The organism is Saccharothrix longispora, assembly GCF_031455225.1.
Taxonomy (GTDB): domain Bacteria; phylum Actinomycetota; class Actinomycetes; order Mycobacteriales; family Pseudonocardiaceae; genus Actinosynnema; species Actinosynnema longispora.
Map to the genome: position 1 here is coordinate 1,388,255 of NZ_JAVDSG010000001.1, position 14,390 is coordinate 1,402,644.

The window sequence follows — 14,390 nt, forward strand, 5'->3', positions numbered from 1 at the left end:
GGATCAGGGGACCAGCGGGCAGCGCCCGGCGTGGTCGGTGTCGGGAGCGGCGGGGGCGGCGGCAGGGGCGTCGGTGCGGTCGAAGTAGCGACCGGCCAGGCGCAGGCGGCGGGCGTCGAGCACCATCACGGTGCCCAGCACGAGCTGCACCAGGCTTCGCGCCACGTCCTCCCACGCGTCGCGAAGCCGCACGAACAGCCGCAGCACCGGCAGCACGCCCGGCTTCGGCGCGGCCCCTCGCGGCACGAGCAGGCACGGCGCCCGGTGGGGGATGGACCTGGTGTGCGAGGCGGTGGTCTCCAGGTGGAAGCGGCGCAGCACCTCGCGGGCGCAGGCGCGCATCGCCAGCGGCGCCAACCGCCACGCCGGGCACGGGCGGTTGGCCGCCACCCCGAACGGGATGTGGTGGGCGTCCCGGGCGGACAGCGCCTCCCAGCGGCCGGGGTCGAACTCGTCGGGCCGGTCGTAGCCGGTGGCGTGGTAGTCCGGGTAGCTGAAGCACACCACCGCCCCGGCGGGCAGCGACGTCTCGTCGTCCAGCCGCACCTCGCCGGTGGTGACGCGGTGGGCGATGCCGAACAGCGGGTACATCCGCAGCACCTCGTCCAGCACGTGGTCGAGGTAGCGGTCGTCGTCGGGGTCGTCCACCAGTCGCCGCTGCACGTCGGGGTGCCGGGCGATCGCCAGCAGCAGGTGGGCCGTCGCCTCGGACATCTGCACCACGGCGGTGTTGAAGAACGTGCCCTGGAGGTAGTGGACCCGCTCGGCGGTGCCCAGCGACGCGGGCAGCTCGTGCGGCACGTCGCCCGCCTCGACCCGGGTCGCCAGGTAGCGGGTGAGGCGGGCCCGGCGGCGCGGGTGACGCAGGCCGGTGCACTTGAGCGAGGTGACGACGTCGTGGGCGTGGCCCACGATCAGGTCGCGGGCGTGCGGCGGGCACGGTTCGCGGAACACCAGCTCGTGGAAGTACGCCGCCCACACCGGCATCACCAGGTCGCGCAGCCGCACCAGGCTCACCCGGTCGTCGGGCAGGGCGTCCAGCGCGGCGGACGTGGCGCGCGCGGCGGCCTCGGCCAGCGGCCCGGACGCGCCCGCGACGATCCGGCGGGTGGTGCGCGCGACGTCGTCGTAGCGCGGGCCGTCCTCCAGGTGCTCCTGGTGCACCTCGGGGCCGGGGGAGAGCCAGTACCAGAACAGGTCGGACAGGCCCGCGCCGCGGCTGCGGCCGTTGGCGGCCGGGTCGGCGTAGACGCGCTCGAACACCTCGGGCCCGTGCCGGTCGTTCGGCAGCACCACCGCGCGGTCGCCGTTGACCAGTTCGAAGACCTTGACGCGCAGCGCCACGACGCGCCGCGGCAGCCACCGGGGCGCGCTGAGCACCGCGGCCGCGGCGGCCAGCAGGGGGAGCGCCCTCACCGCGCACCGCCGCGGCGCACCACCAGGTCCGGGGCCAGGTCGGCGTTGCCGCGCGCCCCGCACAGCGCGAGCGCGTGGTCGTACTCGTCCAGCAGCTCCTCCAGCACCTGCCGCACGCCCGCCTCGCCCCCGGCCGCGAGGCCCCACACCACGGGTCGGCCGACGCCCACCGCGGTCGCGCCCAGCGCCAGCGACACGGCCACGTCGGTGCCGCGCCGCACCCCGCCGTCGAGCAGCACGGGCACCCGCCCGTCGACCGCCGCCACCACGGCGGGCAGGGCGTCCACGGCGGCGGGCACGGCGTCGCACTGCCGCCCGCCGTGGTTGGACACGACGACCCCGTCCGCGCCGCGCTCCACGGCCAGGCGCGCGTCGGCGGGGTGCAGCACGCCCTTGAGCAGGACCGGCAGCGCCGTCGCCTCCCGCAGCCGGGCCAGGTCGTCCCAGGACAGCGCGGGCGACATGGCGATGTCCCGGGTGCGGCCCGGCGGTCCTCCGGGCAGGTCGCGCATGTTCTCCGCGGCGTAGCCGGCCGGCAGGTCCGTGAAGCCGTTGCGCAGGTCCCGTTCGCGCCGCCCGAACACCGGCGAGTCGACGGTGACCACCAGGGCGGTGCACCCGGCGCGCTCGGCGCGGCGCACCAGGCACTCGGTGACCTCGGGCTCGGGCTGGAGGTAGAGCTGGAACCACACGGCGGCGGCGGGGTCCGCGGCGCGGGCGGCGGCGGCCACCTCGGCGACCGCCGTGGTGGCGGCCATCCCGGTGACCAGCACGACGCCCGTGCGCGCGGCGGCCCGCGCGGTGGCCAGCTCGCCGTCCGGGTGGGCGAGGCGGTGGAACGCGGTCGGCGCGACCAGCACCGGCGCCGCGCCGGGCGCGCCGGGCAGGTCGACGGTGGTGTCGCGGACGGCGCTGCCGCGCAGCACCCTCGGCAGCAGCGCGAGCCGGTCGAAGGCGCGCTCGTTGTCGGCCACCACCCGCTCCCGCCCGGCGCCGCCCGCGACGTAGTCGTAGAACGCCGGGTCGAGCACGTCGCGCGCCCGGTCGCGCGCGGCGGCGAGCACCCCGGTCACGCCCGGACCACGCCGGGCGAGTCCACGTCGGGCGAGTCCACGCCGGGCGAGTCCACGCCGGGCGGGTCCGCGACGGGCGAGCCGAAGTGGGATTCCAGGAAGGCGCGCAGCGGGGCGCGGTGCACGGCCTCGCCGTCCCACTCGTTCTCCAGGTTCTCGGTCATGTGGTGCTCGCCGACGAGTTCGCCGCCCCGGTGGACCCGCACCACGGGGTGCAGGTAGCGACCGTCGAGCCCTTGCACGTCGTCCTGGGACTTGCGCCCGGCGGTGACGTCGAACGGGTCCACCGCGTCGTGGTCCTCGCCGTACTCCAGGGTGATCACGGCGTGCGCGGCGACCTCGCCGAAGTCCCCGCGCGGCACGGCGACCCGCGCGTGGTCCACGGGCAGTTCCTCCGCGTAGCGCAGCCGCCCGTCCGGCCCGGCCAGCAGCACGTCGCCGAGGAAGGCGAACTGCTGCCACAGCGCCGAGCTGGTGTTGACCCGGCGGACCACCTCGTCCACGGCCGCGCCGACCTGGTCGCCGAGGTCGGTGGTGGGCCAGTCGACGCCGTGGTGGCGCTGCTCCAGGATGCGGTGCAGGGCGCGCACGCCGTACCGGAAACCGTGGATGAAACCGCTGGTCGACTTCTTGAAGTCGCGGACCTGGGTGATCGTCCCGGCGAAGTGCAGATCGGGCACGTCCACCGACTCCCAGGTCTCGGTCTGGGCCGGGAAACGGTCGTCGATGGTGAGTCGCGGACGGCACTCGGGGGCGAAGATCGACGCGTCGAACCGGAATCCGGTGGCCAGGATTACCCGGTCGTAGCGGATTTCCTTGACGACCTCGTCCACGCGTTCGAACGCGACCTGCACGTGGTAGCCGTCGACATCCCGTCGAATCCGCTTCACCCGACCGTCGAGGACCGCGTTCTGCGTTTTGAGCTGATACGTGTCGAGGAAGTTGTTGTTCACCGCGCGCAGGTGGCCGACGAAGTGGGTGCGCCACGCGAGGCGCAGCGAGCCCGCGCCGGCCACGTGGATGACCGCGGCGGTCTCGATCAGGTTGTCGGCGGTCTCGAACGCGGAGTTGCCCCGGCCGACGATGAGCACCCGCTGGTCGGTGAAGTCGGCGGGGTCGGTGGTGACCGTGTCGTAGCGCTCGGCCAGCTCCGCGCCCTCGAAGTCGGGCACGTTGGGCAGCGAGACACCGGTGGCGACGATGAGCCGCTTCGCCCGGAAGGTGTTCCCGTGCTGGTCACGGGCTTCGAAGAGGTCGGGTCGGGTGATCTCGACGAGCCGGGTGTCGTACCGGGCGGCGATGTCGTGGGCGGCCGCGAAGTCGGCCAGGTAGCCCACCATCTCGTCGGCGGGCGGGAAGTAGCGCGGGGTGCGCGCGGTGAACAGCGGCGCCCGCTCCTCGGACAGCAGGGAGTTCCAGTCCATGCGCAGCCGCAGTTCCGGGTCGTCCCACCCGGTGTGTACCTTGTTGCTGGAGATCAGCGTGCGGTGCCGGGGGAAGCGGGTGAAGAACGTCCCGGGCGCCGCGCCCGATTCCACCACCAGGTGGCTGCGCCCGGCGCGGGCGAGGAAATACCCGGCCTGCAACCCCGCCGGACCCGCGCCGATCACCAGGTACTCGAACTCCTCCGTGCTGGGCACCGGAATGCTCCTCTCGTCCGACGGGCATTTTCGGCGGCTGGTTGAGACTTAAACAACGTCTCGGGAAATGCTCAATGTGATCTAGCTCACCTACTTTTGGGGTAGTCCGAATTCTCCTGGACGAACAGTAATCGTGCTCCGAACGGTCGCACTGGATGTCGAGACGCTGTCGATTACGCCGAATCACCCGGCCCGGTGGTAGTGAGTCGTCCGGAGATTCGGAGGCCCCATGTCGGAAGAGTCCGTTTTCCCCCAGGCGCTGCTCGACGAACTGGCCCGCGACCCGGCCGCCCCCGCGGTCGAGCGCGGTCCGCGCACCACCACCCGCGGCGAACTGCTCGACCTCGTCCGGCGGACCACCGCCGCCCTGCGCGACGCCGGCGCCGGACCCGGCCGGGGCGTGGCCCTCGCCACCGGCGTGACCGCGGAAGGGCTCGCCGCCCAGGTCGCCGCGCACGTGCTGGGCTGCCGCGTCGTCGGGGTGCGGCCCGGCGTGCCCGCCGCGCACCTGCCGCACGTGTTGGCCGATGTGGACGTGCTGGTGGTCGACGCCGGGACCGACGCCCCGGCCCTGCGCGGCGCGGCCGGGGCGGCGCGCGTCGTGGTGCTGGAGCGCGACCTGCCCGCCGACGGCGACGACCCCGTGCCCGCGGGCCGGCCGGACGACGTGGCCCTGGTGGTCTCCACCAGCGGCAGCACCGGCGTGCCCAAGGGCGCCGCCTTCACCTACGCCGCGCTGACCGGGCACTGGTCGTGGCAACCGGCGCGGTGGACCGACCGCACGCGGGCGCTGGCCGCGGGCTACGGCCGGTTCCTGCTGTTCGGCACCCTCGCCAGCGCCGTCGTGTTCGAGCACCTGGCGCTGTGCCTGCTCACCGGCGGCACGGCGGTGGTCCCCGAGGGACCGCCCGACCTGCCGCGCGACTTCGGCCGGCTGCGCGCCACCGCGTGCCTGCTCACCGTCCCGAGGCTGCACCGCCTGCTCGACACCGCGCGCCCCGACGACCTGACCACCCTGCGCGTGCTGCTGGTGGCCGGGTCGCCGCTGGCGCCGCACCGGTTCGCCCAGGCGGTCGAGGTGCTGGGCGACGTGGTGCACCACGCCTACGGCCAGACCGAGCTGGGCGTGGTGTCGCTGCTGACCGCCGAGGACGTGCGGCGGCACCCCGGCGCCCTCGCGTCCGTGGGCAGGCCGTGGGACGGGGTGGAGGTGCGGGTCGTCGACGAGGACGGCGCCGACGTGCCGCCGGGCGCCACCGGGGAGGTCGTGGTGCGCACCGCCAACGCCTTCCTCGGGTACTGGCGCGACCCGGACCGCACCGCCGAGGTCGTGCGCGACGGCTGGGTCCGCACCCGCGACCTCGGCCGGCTCGACGAGGACGGCTTCCTGCACCTGACCGGGCGGGCCCGCGACGTGGTGATCGTCAACGCGGTCCTGCACTACGTGGGCCCGATCGAGAAGGTCCTCGTGTCGCACCCGGACGTGGACCAGGCGTACGTCGTGGGCGTGCCCGACGAGCGCACCGGTGAAGCGGCGCACGCGTTCGTCGTCCCCCGCGCGGGCGCCTCGCCCGACGGCGCCGCGCTGCGCGCCCTCGTCGCCGTCGAACTGGGTCCCGACGCCGTGCCCGCGACCGTGACGACCGTCGCGGAGGTGCCGATCGCGCCCAGCGGCAAACCGGACAAGCGGGCGCTGGCGGCGCTCCGGCCCGAAGCGGTGAGGGGGGTTTGACGGCGCGACCGGGAGGTACCTGCCGGTGGTGACCGGAGCCACCGCATGACCGCTCCGTCCGCGTGGGCACCGCTGCGCCGCACCGCGTACCGCGCGCTGTGGCTGGCCCAGTTCGCCTCCAACACCGGCACGTGGGCGCAGACCGTGGGCGCGCAGTGGCTGATGGGCGACCTCGGCGGCAGCACCTTCCAGGTCGCGCTGGTCCAGGCGGCCACCACGCTGCCGGTGTTCCTGCTCGTCGTGCCGTCGGGTGCGATCGGCGACATCCTCGACCGGCGCCGCGTGCTGATGTCCGGCCAGGCGATGATGCTGGCAGGCGCGGCGGCGCTGGCGGCGCTGGCCGCGAGCGGTGCGGCCACGCCGGTGACGCTGCTGGCGCTCATCGCGCTGATGGGCACCGGTCAAGCGCTGTACCGGTCGCCCGCGGGGGAGCGGACCAGGGCGGGGTCCCGCACACCGCGCGTGCCCACGGTGGACAGCAGCACGGGCGCGCCGTTGTTCAGGTCGGTCCAGCGCAGCCCGTCCCGGCTGTGCGCCAGGTACAGCTGCTCGCCGTTCGCGTGCTCGCCGGTGAAGTGGGCCATCAGGTAGCCGGTGAACGGCTCCGCCGCAGACGCTCGTTCGGCGGCCGTCACCGACCAGGACGTGAACAGCAGGGCCACGGCGGCGACCAGCGCGCCGAACCTCGTCAGTGCTGGTGACACGGGTGATCTCCCTTGATCACGGGGTGGGCACGATCGGGGCGATGGTGCCGTCGGCGTTGAACGCCACGCGGTCGATCGCCACCTCGCGGTTGGTGCCGTCGCCGGCGGGCACGGCGAACCGGTGGTAGGCCGCGTACCAGGTGTCGGTGCCCGGCGCGCGCACCACCGAGTGGTGGCCGGGGCCCTTGACACCGACCTCCAAACGCTTCCGGAGCACGACGCCGCGCTTGGTCCACGGTCCGAGCGGCGACGGACCGGTGGCGTAGGCGACCTGGTAGTCCTCGTCACGGGTGTCGTTCTCCGACCACATGAAGTAGTAGGTGCCGGCGCGCTTCAGCACGAACGTCGCCTCGCGGTAGCCGCTCGGGGTGATCGTGCGCACCGCCGCCGGGTCGAACGACACCATGTCCGCGTTCAGCGGCACGACGTGCGCGGCCCCGTTGCCCCAGTACAGGTAGGACCGCCCGTCGTCGTCGGTGAACACCATCGGGTCGATGGCCTGCCCGGCGTACGCCCCGGCGCGGACCAGCGGCCTGCCCAGGGCGTCGCGGAACGGGCCGGTGGGGGAGTCGGACACCGCCACGCCCAGGTGCTTCCCGGTGTCGCCGGACGTCGCGCCGCCGCTGAAGTACAGGTAGTACCGGCCGTTCTTCGCCACCACGGCCGGCGCCCACGCCGAGTCGTCCGCCCACGACACGTCCGGGCGGAGGTCGAGCACGACGCCGTGGTCGGTCCAGTCCACCAGGTCGGCGGAGGAGAACGCCTTGTAGTACGGCGCGGCCCAGCCCGCGTAGCCGTCCGTCGTCGGGTAGAGGTAGTAGCGGCCGCCGAAGTGCGCGATGTGCGGGTCGGCGTACAGGCCCGGGATCACCGGCCCCCTGGTGGACTTCGGCACCCACGGCGCGGTGATCCGGAACGAGCTGTCGGCGCGGAACTGCGCGGTGTCCTGGACCGGGTCCACCCACAGCTCGTGGTCGCGGTGCCGCAGCCGCCGGGTCGGGTGGCCGAACGCGGTCAGCGACACCGAACCGGTCACCGATCCGGCGACGGCGCAGAACGTCGCGTCCTCGCGGAACAGCGCGGTGCCCGTGTTCGCCTCCAGGCGCAGGCGCCAGTCCCGGTGGCGCAGGAACATGCCGTTGGCGGCCTGGAAGGAGTGGCACGACGGGGAGGCGAGCCCGGACGTGACGGTGACCGTCGCGTCCAGCTTGACCTGCGCGGAAGCGGCGGCCGTCACGGCGTCGAGCCGGCCCAGGTAGTCGGCGTGCCGGACGTACCGCCCGGGCAGGTTGACCGATTCCAGCGACCGCGCGCCGGTGGGCAGGGTGACGGCGTGGGCGGTCCCCGGCAGGGTGAGCGAGGCGGCGAGGACGAGGAGCGACACCGCGCAGGCGCGTGCTCGTCGGGCCATGATCTGCTCCGATCTGCGGTGGTCGGGGCGGCGGGTCACATCTTGTTAGCGTTAACAACCAGGCTCGTCGATCACCCGTCGGCGGCAAGTGGGGTGGCTCACATTGGTAACGCGTCAAGGTCGGCCTTGTCAACGGGGCCGGTGTTAGCGATAACGCCTCTGGGCCGCGTCCCGGTACCGCCTCGCGTCCTCGTCGGTCCAGTCGGGCGGCGCGAGGATGTGCGCCCACGCCTCGGCCGACTCCGCCGGCCCGTAGTGGTGCCCCTGCCCCGGCGGAAGGTCGGTGGCGAACACCAGGTCCGTCGTGAGCTGCCAGAAGGTGATGGCGGGCAACCAGGTCATCTGCGGGCTGACGTCGGGCGCGCGCGGCTCGGCCAACCAGTCCGGGCGGCGCGTGAGCAGTTGCGGCGACCACCAGACGACGGGGTCGGTGGCGTGCTGGAGGTAGACCACGCGACCGTCGCCGGGCCCGTCCAGGTCGTCGGGGGAGTCGGCGAACCGGACGTCCGCCCCCGAGTCGACCACGGGCAGCCGCTCGGGCGTACCGGGGTCCCGGTCGGCGGTGGTCCGCGCCCACACCCCGGTGGAGTTCGGCGTCCCGATCCACAGCGCGCCGGACGTGCGCGCGGTCATGTCCTGCACGCCGCTGAACGCCGCCTGCCCGCCGAACGCGCCCAGGCTCTCGCCGAACACGACGAGCGCGGGCCTCCGGTCGGCCGGACGGCGCTCCCACGCGGCGTACACCCGTTCGAACAGCGCCGCGCCCGCCGCCCGCGGGCTGTCCCGGTCCGCGACGAACGCCGCCCAGCTGGGCAGGTAGGAGTACTGGAGGGCGGCGATCGCGGTGTCGCCGCCGGCGACGTGCTCCAGCGACTCGGCGGCCGACGGGTCGACCCAGCCGGTGCCGGTGGTGGTGGCGACGGCGAGGACGGCCCGGTCGAACGCCCCGGTGCGCTCCAGCTCGGCGACGACGAGCGCGGCGACCTCGGCGAGGGAGCCGGCCGAGGACAGGCCGCCGTAGACGCGGATGGGCGTCGGGGCCGGGCGGCCGGTGAACGCGCCCAGCTCGGCGGCGGTGGGTCCGCCCGCCACGAAGGCCCGGCCCTCCCGGCCCAGCGTCTCCCAGCCCACCGGCGAGTGCGGTGATCCCGAGCGCTCCGGCGCGGTCGGGCGCACGACGCCGGGCTCGTCGCCCCGGTCGGCGGTGGCGGCGATCCGGTTGACCACCATCAGGAAACCGTTGACCAGGGCGCCGTCGACGAACAGGACGGCGGCCACCGCCACCACCGCGGCGGCGGCCAGGCGGGCGATCCGGCCCGGCACGAACCGGGCGGCGAAGGCGGCCACCCGCCGTGACGCGGCCCGCAGTGCCCGGCCGGTCTCCCGCAGGCCCAGCGCGACCACCAGCGCGACCACCAGCACCAGGCCGTAGTAGGACCGCTGGTCGGGCCGCACGCCGACCAGTTCGCGCACCTGGTCCTGCCAGTGCGCGCCCAGGACCAGGGCCGCCGGCACCCAGACCGCGGCGGTGGCGGCGAGCGCGGCGTCCCCGCGCCGCCGCGCCGCGACCGACCACCCGGGGCGGAACCCGAGCCGGCGGGTCAGCCGCGCCACGGCCGAGCCGAGCAGGTAGCCCGTCGCCGTGCAGAGGCCGGTGGCCACGCCCTGGAGGTACCACGGGCGGGGCAGCAGCGAGGGCGTCATCGACCAGGCGAAGAACACCAGCGCGAACACCAGGCCCACGCTGCCGAACGTGCGGCGGTAGTGGACGAGCGCGCGGCGGACCGGGTGCGCACGCGGCGCGTGCGGCGCTTCGGCGGGTGCCGCGATGACGACCTCCCCGTGGGCCGAAGGGTCCGTGTGCCGAGGGCTCCGGCCGCATCGTAGGGCCGTCCGCCGGTGGCCGCCCACCGCCCACCGCCCGGTCGGCCCTCGTCCGCGCTCACCGGTCCGCTGCCGGTTTCGTCACTTGGGGTGGATGTCCGGTCACGACGCGCTGTCGGGCGGGTGCCGCGCGATGATGGGCCGATGGACACCGACACACCGTCCCGGGTGCCGGGCGACCGCCTGCGGCCGACCTCCCGGCGGGAGCAGGCGGAGGCCACCCGCGCGCTGCTGCTGCGCACCGCCGAGCGCCTCTTCGCCGAGTTCGGGCTCGCGCAGGTCTCCAACCGCCAGATCGTCGAGGCCGCCGGGCAGGCCAACAACTCGGCGCTGACCTACCACGTCGGCACCCGCGCCGACCTGCTGGACGCCATCGCCCGCGCGCACGCCGAGCCGATCGCCCGGCGCACGCGCGAGATGGTCGAGGCCGCGCGTGGCTCCACCCGTCCGCGCGACCACGTGGCCAGCCTCGTGCTGCCCTACACCGAGCACCTGGCAGCGCTGGGCAACCCGAGCTGGTTCGCCCGGTTCACCGCCCAGACCTCGACCGATCCGGCGTACTCGGCCGGTCCGCGCTCCGAGCTGATGCTGGGACCGCACCACCAGGAGGGCCTGGCCGCCGTGTGGGAGCACGCCCCCGACCTGCCGCCGCGCGAGGCGGCGCTGCGCGGCCGGACGATGCGCCTCGCGGTCATCCACACCTGCGCGGAGCAGGAGCGCGCCGCCGCCGACTCCGGCACGCCCGCCGACTGGGCGCTCGTGGGCGGTGCGCTCACCGACGCCGTGACCGGCCTCCTGCTCGCACCGCGCCACCCGCGCTAGGCGGGCAGTCCCGCGAACAGCGACCCGGCCGCGGCCTCCCACTCCCGGACCAGGTCGGTCGTCCCGGGGGAGCGCAGCCACTGGGTCTGGAGGCCGTCCATCATCGCGGTGATCTGCCTGGCGAGGGACCCCGGCGTGTCGGTGACGTCCTTGGCCAGGTCGGTGAAGACGGCCACGGTCCGGTCCTGCCTGGCCGCGAAGTAGTCGTGCGCGGGGTGGCTCGGCGCCAGCGACTCCGCCTGCAGCACGGTGAACAGCCGCACGATCTCCGGCTGCGACGCGTTGCGCCGCACCAGCGCCGAGCACATCCGCCGCAGGTCCACCCCGGCGAGGTCGTCGGGTCGGCCGAGTTCGGCGGCGAGCGTGCGGGCGTCCTCGGCGTCGCGGTGCTCCAGGACCGCGACCAGCAGCCCGTCCTTCGACCCGACGTGGTGCAGCAGGCCGGGGACGGTGAGCCCGCAGCCGTCGGCGACGTCCTGCATCGACAGGCCCCGGAAGCCGCGCTCGGCGATCAGCCGGGTGGTCACCTCGACGATCTGCCGCCGCCGCCGGGCCGCGGGCAGGCGCGACCTGTCGCGCCGGGGAGGCTCACCACCCGCCACGTGCGCCTCCTCGTCCCGCCGGGCCGGCCGGTCGGGGCCAGGGTAGCGTCGGACCCGGTACCTAGTAGGTGCTAGGTACCGTGCGGAGGGAGCACCGTGAGCACCGACGACCGGCTGTCGCACCTGTCCGCGGCGGAGAAGGCCGCGCTGACCGGCGGCGGCGACTTCTGGCACACCGCCGCCGTCGCGGGCGTCCCCGCGATCACCCTCACCGACGGGCCGCACGGCGTCCGCCTGCAGCGCACGGGCGACGGCGCCGGCCTGCTCGACAGCGAGCCGGCGACCTGCTTCCCGCCGGCCGTCGCGCTCGGCTCGACCTGGGACCCCGAGCTGGTCCACCGGGTCGGCGCGGCGCTCGGCGAGGAGGCGCGCGCGATGGGCGTGTCGGTCCTGCTCGGTCCCGGCGTCAACCTCAAGCGCACGCCCCTCGGCGGGCGCAACTTCGAGTACTACGCCGAGGACCCGCTGCTCACCGGCGTCCTCGCGGTGGAGTGGGTGCGCGGCCTCCAGGACCGGGGCGTCGGCGCGTCGCTCAAGCACTTCGCGGTCAACAGCCAGGAGACCGACCGCATGCGGGTGAGCGCCGACGTCGACGAGCGGACGCTGCACGAGGTGTACCTGCGGGCGTTCCGGCGGGTCGTGCGCGAGGCGCGACCGTGGACCGTGATGTGCGCGTACAACAAGGTCAACGGCGTCCACGCGTCCGAGCACCGGTGGCTGCTCACCGAGGTGCTGCGCGACGAGTGGGGCTTCGACGGCCTGGTGGTGTCCGACTGGGGCGCGGTGGTCGACCGCGTCGCCGCCGTGCGGGCCGGGCTCGACCTGACCATGCCCGGCCCCGACACCGCGGGCGACGAAGCCCTCGTGCGGGCCGTGGAGGACGGCGCGCTCGACCCCGCCGCGCTCGACACCGCCGCCGCCCGCGTGCTCGCCCTCGTCGACCGGGCGGTCGCCGGGGCCGACCCGGGCGCGACCTACGACGTCGACGCGCACCACGCCCTGGCCCGGGAGGCGGCGAGCCGCGCCGTCGTGCTGCTCAGGAACGAGGGCGGCCTGCTGCCGCTGCCCCGCGAGGGCGCGTCGGTCGCGGTCATCGGCGAGCACGCCCGGACCCCGCGCTACCAGGGCGGCGGCAGCTCCCGGGTCACCCCCACCCGGCTGGACGACGCGCTGGCGGAGATCACCGCGCTGACCACCGCGCCGGTCGCCTTCGCCGCCGGCTACGCGCTCGACGGCGACGACGACGGGTCGCTCGCCGCCGAGGCGGTCGAGACCGCGCGGGCCGCCGACGTGGCCGTGGTGTTCATCGGCACCGCGGAGGAGACCGAGGGGCGCGACCGCGACTCGCTCGACCTGCCGCCCGCCCGGGTGGCCCTCGTCGAACGGGTCGTCGCCGCCAACCCGAGGACCGTGGTCGTGCTGTCCAACGGCGCCGTCGTGCGCACCGCTCCCTGGGACCGCGCCGTGCCCGCCCTGGTGGAGGCCTGGCTGCTCGGCCAGGCCGGCGGCGGCGCGGTCGCCGACGTGCTGTTCGGCGTGGTCAACCCGTCGGGACGGCTCGCCGAGACCATCCCGCTCGCGCTCGCCGACCACCCCTCCCACCTGGACTTCCCGGGCGAGGCCGGGCACGTCCGCTACGGGGAGGGCCTGCACATCGGCCACCGGGGGTTCGACGCGCGCGGCCAGGAGGTCGCCTACCCGTTCGGGTTCGGCCTGTCCTACACCACCTTCTCCTACGGCGCGGCGACGGCGTCCGAGGTCGACGGCGGCGTGGAGGTGCGGGTGCCGGTCACGAACGACGGCGACCGCGACGGCCGCGAGGTCGTCCAGGTGTACGGGAGCGTCCCGGGGTCGGCGGTGCGCCGCGTGCCGCGCGAGCTGAAGGGCTTCGCCTGCGTCGAGATCCCGGCCGGGCGGACCGCGGAGGTCGTGGTGCGCGTGCCGCGCGCCGACCTGGAGCACTGGGACCCGCGCCTGGGGCGGTGGGTCGTCGAGGGCGGCGAGCACGTGTTCGAGGTCGGCGCGTCGTCGCGCGACCTGCGCACGGCCGTGGCGGTCGTGGTCGAGGGCGACGACACCAGGGTGCCGCTCACCGCCGACTCGACGCTCGGCGAGTGGCGGGCCGACCCGAGGGGCGCCGAGGTGCTGGAGCGGGCGTTCGCCGAGAGCGGTGGCGGGCTCGGGGTGCTCGCCGACTCGCAGGTCTCCGCGTTCCTCGGCAGCCTGCCGCTGAGCAGGCTCGGCGCGTTCCCCGGCAGCCCGTTCGACGCCGGGGTGGTCGCGGAGCTGGTCGCGCGGGTCGAGTCGTGAGCCGCGGCGCGCCCGCCGCCCGCTACGGACGCGCCAGCTCCACCGCGCGGGCCACCACCGCGTCGAGCATCGCCTCGGTGAGCACGCCGGTGTTGGTGTTCTGCCTGCTCGGGTGGTAGCAGCCGAGCAGGGTGGGACCGGCGTCGAGGCGGTGCTCGACGCCGTGGCCGAAGCGGGGGCGCGGCCGCACGCCGGCCCACCGCGTGGCCGCGTCCCAGGCGAAGCCGCCCAGCACCAGCAGCACCCGCAACCGGGTCAGCGCCCGTACCTCCTCGGACAGGAAGCCCAGGCACGTGTCGCGTTCGAGCGGCGTCGGCCGGTTGCCCGGCGGCGCGCACCGCACCGCCGACCCCGTCCACGCGCCGTCCAGCCGCAGCCCGTCGTCGGCGTGCTCGGACGTGGGCCGGTCGGCCAACCCGGCCCGGTGCAGGGCGCGGACCACCCAGTCCCCGGTGGGGTTCCCGGTGAACGCCCGCCCGGTGCGGTTGCCGCCGTGCGCGGCGGTCGCCAGGCCCAGCACGTAGACCCGCGCGGCCGGGTCGCCGAACCCCGGCACCGGGCGCGCCCAGTACCGCTCGCCCGCGAACCGGGGCGGCGGGTGCCCGGCCACCTCCCGCCGCCAGGAGACCAACCGGGGGCAGCGGGTGCACGCCGCGATGCGCTCACCGAGGTCGGCGAGCACGGCGGCGGGGTCGTCCGGTGCGTCCACGACCGGTAGTCCACCACGGCCCGCGCCGTCGTGCGAACAGGTTGCCGGCGGTCCGTTCGGATGATCCCCGGTGCGCCACGGCACGAA

Annotated in this window: 11 protein-coding genes and 1 pseudogene; 4 read left to right on the forward strand and 8 right to left on the reverse strand. The window is 75.3% G+C overall.

Annotated features, from left to right (window positions below; genetic code table 11):
- Positions 1-3: 3 nt before the first annotated feature.
- From J2S66_RS06230 to J2S66_RS06240, 3 genes are read right to left on the reverse strand one after another with little or no spacing between them, the layout of a single operon-like run.
- On the reverse strand, positions 4-1,416 hold the full coding sequence (locus J2S66_RS06230; RefSeq protein WP_310304844.1) for a cytochrome P450: 1,413 nt from the start codon (positions 1,414-1,416) through the stop codon (positions 4-6).
- On the reverse strand, positions 1,413-2,489 hold the full coding sequence (locus J2S66_RS06235; protein ID WP_310304846.1) for an alpha-hydroxy acid oxidase: 1,077 nt from the start codon (positions 2,487-2,489) through the stop codon (positions 1,413-1,415). Before J2S66_RS06235 ends, J2S66_RS06230 begins: the two co-directional genes overlap by 4 nt.
- The gene (locus J2S66_RS06240) at positions 2,486-4,129 is read right to left on the reverse strand and encodes an NAD(P)-binding domain-containing protein (protein WP_310304848.1); all 1,644 of its coding nucleotides are present in this window, start codon (positions 4,127-4,129) and stop codon (positions 2,486-2,488) included. The genes J2S66_RS06235 and J2S66_RS06240 overlap by 4 nt, the downstream gene beginning before the upstream one ends.
- 229 nt (positions 4,130-4,358) lie before the next feature.
- On the opposite strand from J2S66_RS06240, the gene J2S66_RS06245 reads away from it, so the two are divergent.
- The gene (locus J2S66_RS06245) at positions 4,359-5,861 is read left to right on the forward strand and encodes a class I adenylate-forming enzyme family protein (protein ID WP_310304850.1); all 1,503 of its coding nucleotides are present in this window, start codon (positions 4,359-4,361) and stop codon (positions 5,859-5,861) included.
- A 45-nt stretch (positions 5,862-5,906) separates the two neighbouring features.
- A pseudogene (locus J2S66_RS06250) lies at positions 5,907-6,272 on the forward strand (MFS transporter); the annotation flags it as partial.
- On the opposite strand, the gene J2S66_RS37275 reads toward J2S66_RS06250, so the two are convergent.
- The 3 genes from J2S66_RS37275 to J2S66_RS06260 all read right to left on the reverse strand — a co-directional run bounded on the left by J2S66_RS37275 (position 6,263) and on the right by J2S66_RS06260 (position 9,719).
- Positions 6,263-6,445, reverse strand: a complete 183-nt coding sequence (locus J2S66_RS37275; RefSeq protein WP_510184965.1) for a hypothetical protein — start codon at positions 6,443-6,445, stop codon at positions 6,263-6,265. The pseudogene J2S66_RS06250 and the gene J2S66_RS37275 sit on opposite strands and share 10 nt — an antisense overlap.
- A gap of 136 nt (positions 6,446-6,581) precedes the next feature.
- Positions 6,582-7,976, reverse strand: coding sequence for a family 43 glycosylhydrolase (locus tag J2S66_RS06255; RefSeq protein ID WP_310304854.1), 1,395 nt, complete (start codon positions 7,974-7,976; stop codon positions 6,582-6,584).
- Between the two features lie 144 nt (positions 7,977-8,120).
- Complete coding sequence (locus tag J2S66_RS06260; protein WP_310304856.1) at positions 8,121-9,719, reverse strand: alpha/beta hydrolase; 1,599 nt, start codon at positions 9,717-9,719, stop codon at positions 8,121-8,123.
- A 285-nt stretch (positions 9,720-10,004) separates the two neighbouring features.
- Here J2S66_RS06260 and J2S66_RS06265 point away from each other — a divergent pair, with 285 nt between their 5' ends.
- The gene (locus tag J2S66_RS06265; protein ID WP_310304858.1) at positions 10,005-10,682 is read left to right on the forward strand and encodes a TetR/AcrR family transcriptional regulator; all 678 of its coding nucleotides are present in this window, start codon (positions 10,005-10,007) and stop codon (positions 10,680-10,682) included.
- On the opposite strand, the gene J2S66_RS06270 is transcribed toward J2S66_RS06265, so the two are convergent.
- Positions 10,679-11,284 carry a TetR/AcrR family transcriptional regulator gene (locus tag J2S66_RS06270; RefSeq protein ID WP_310304860.1) on the reverse strand — a complete coding sequence of 202 codons (606 nt, stop codon included), beginning with the start codon at positions 11,282-11,284 and terminating at the stop codon, positions 10,679-10,681. The genes J2S66_RS06265 and J2S66_RS06270 overlap by 4 nt on opposite strands.
- A gap of 96 nt (positions 11,285-11,380) precedes the next feature.
- Here J2S66_RS06270 and J2S66_RS06275 point away from each other — a divergent pair, with 96 nt between their 5' ends.
- Complete coding sequence (locus J2S66_RS06275; RefSeq protein ID WP_310304861.1) at positions 11,381-13,594, forward strand: glycoside hydrolase family 3 C-terminal domain-containing protein; 2,214 nt, start codon at positions 11,381-11,383, stop codon at positions 13,592-13,594.
- 22 nt (positions 13,595-13,616) lie between these two features.
- Here the strand turns inward: J2S66_RS06275 and J2S66_RS06280 are convergent, their stop codons facing one another.
- Positions 13,617-14,303, reverse strand: a complete 687-nt coding sequence (locus J2S66_RS06280; RefSeq protein ID WP_310304863.1) for a uracil-DNA glycosylase — start codon at positions 14,301-14,303, stop codon at positions 13,617-13,619.
- Positions 14,304-14,390 lie beyond the last annotated feature (87 nt).

Bases quoted from the DNA above. Each gene is read 5' to 3' on its own strand.
- J2S66_RS37275 (WP_510184965.1), bottom strand. From the start codon at position 6,445: ATGGCCCACTTCACCGGCGAGCACGCGAACGGCGAGCAGCTGTACCTG.
- J2S66_RS06255 (WP_310304854.1), bottom strand. From the start codon at position 7,976: ATGGCCCGACGAGCACGCGCCTGCGCGGTGTCGCTCCTCGTCCTCGCC.
- J2S66_RS06265 (WP_310304858.1), top strand. From the start codon at position 10,005: ATGGACACCGACACACCGTCCCGGGTGCCGGGCGACCGCCTGCGGCCG.
- J2S66_RS06245 (WP_310304850.1), top strand. From the start codon at position 4,359: ATGTCGGAAGAGTCCGTTTTCCCCCAGGCGCTGCTCGACGAACTGGCC.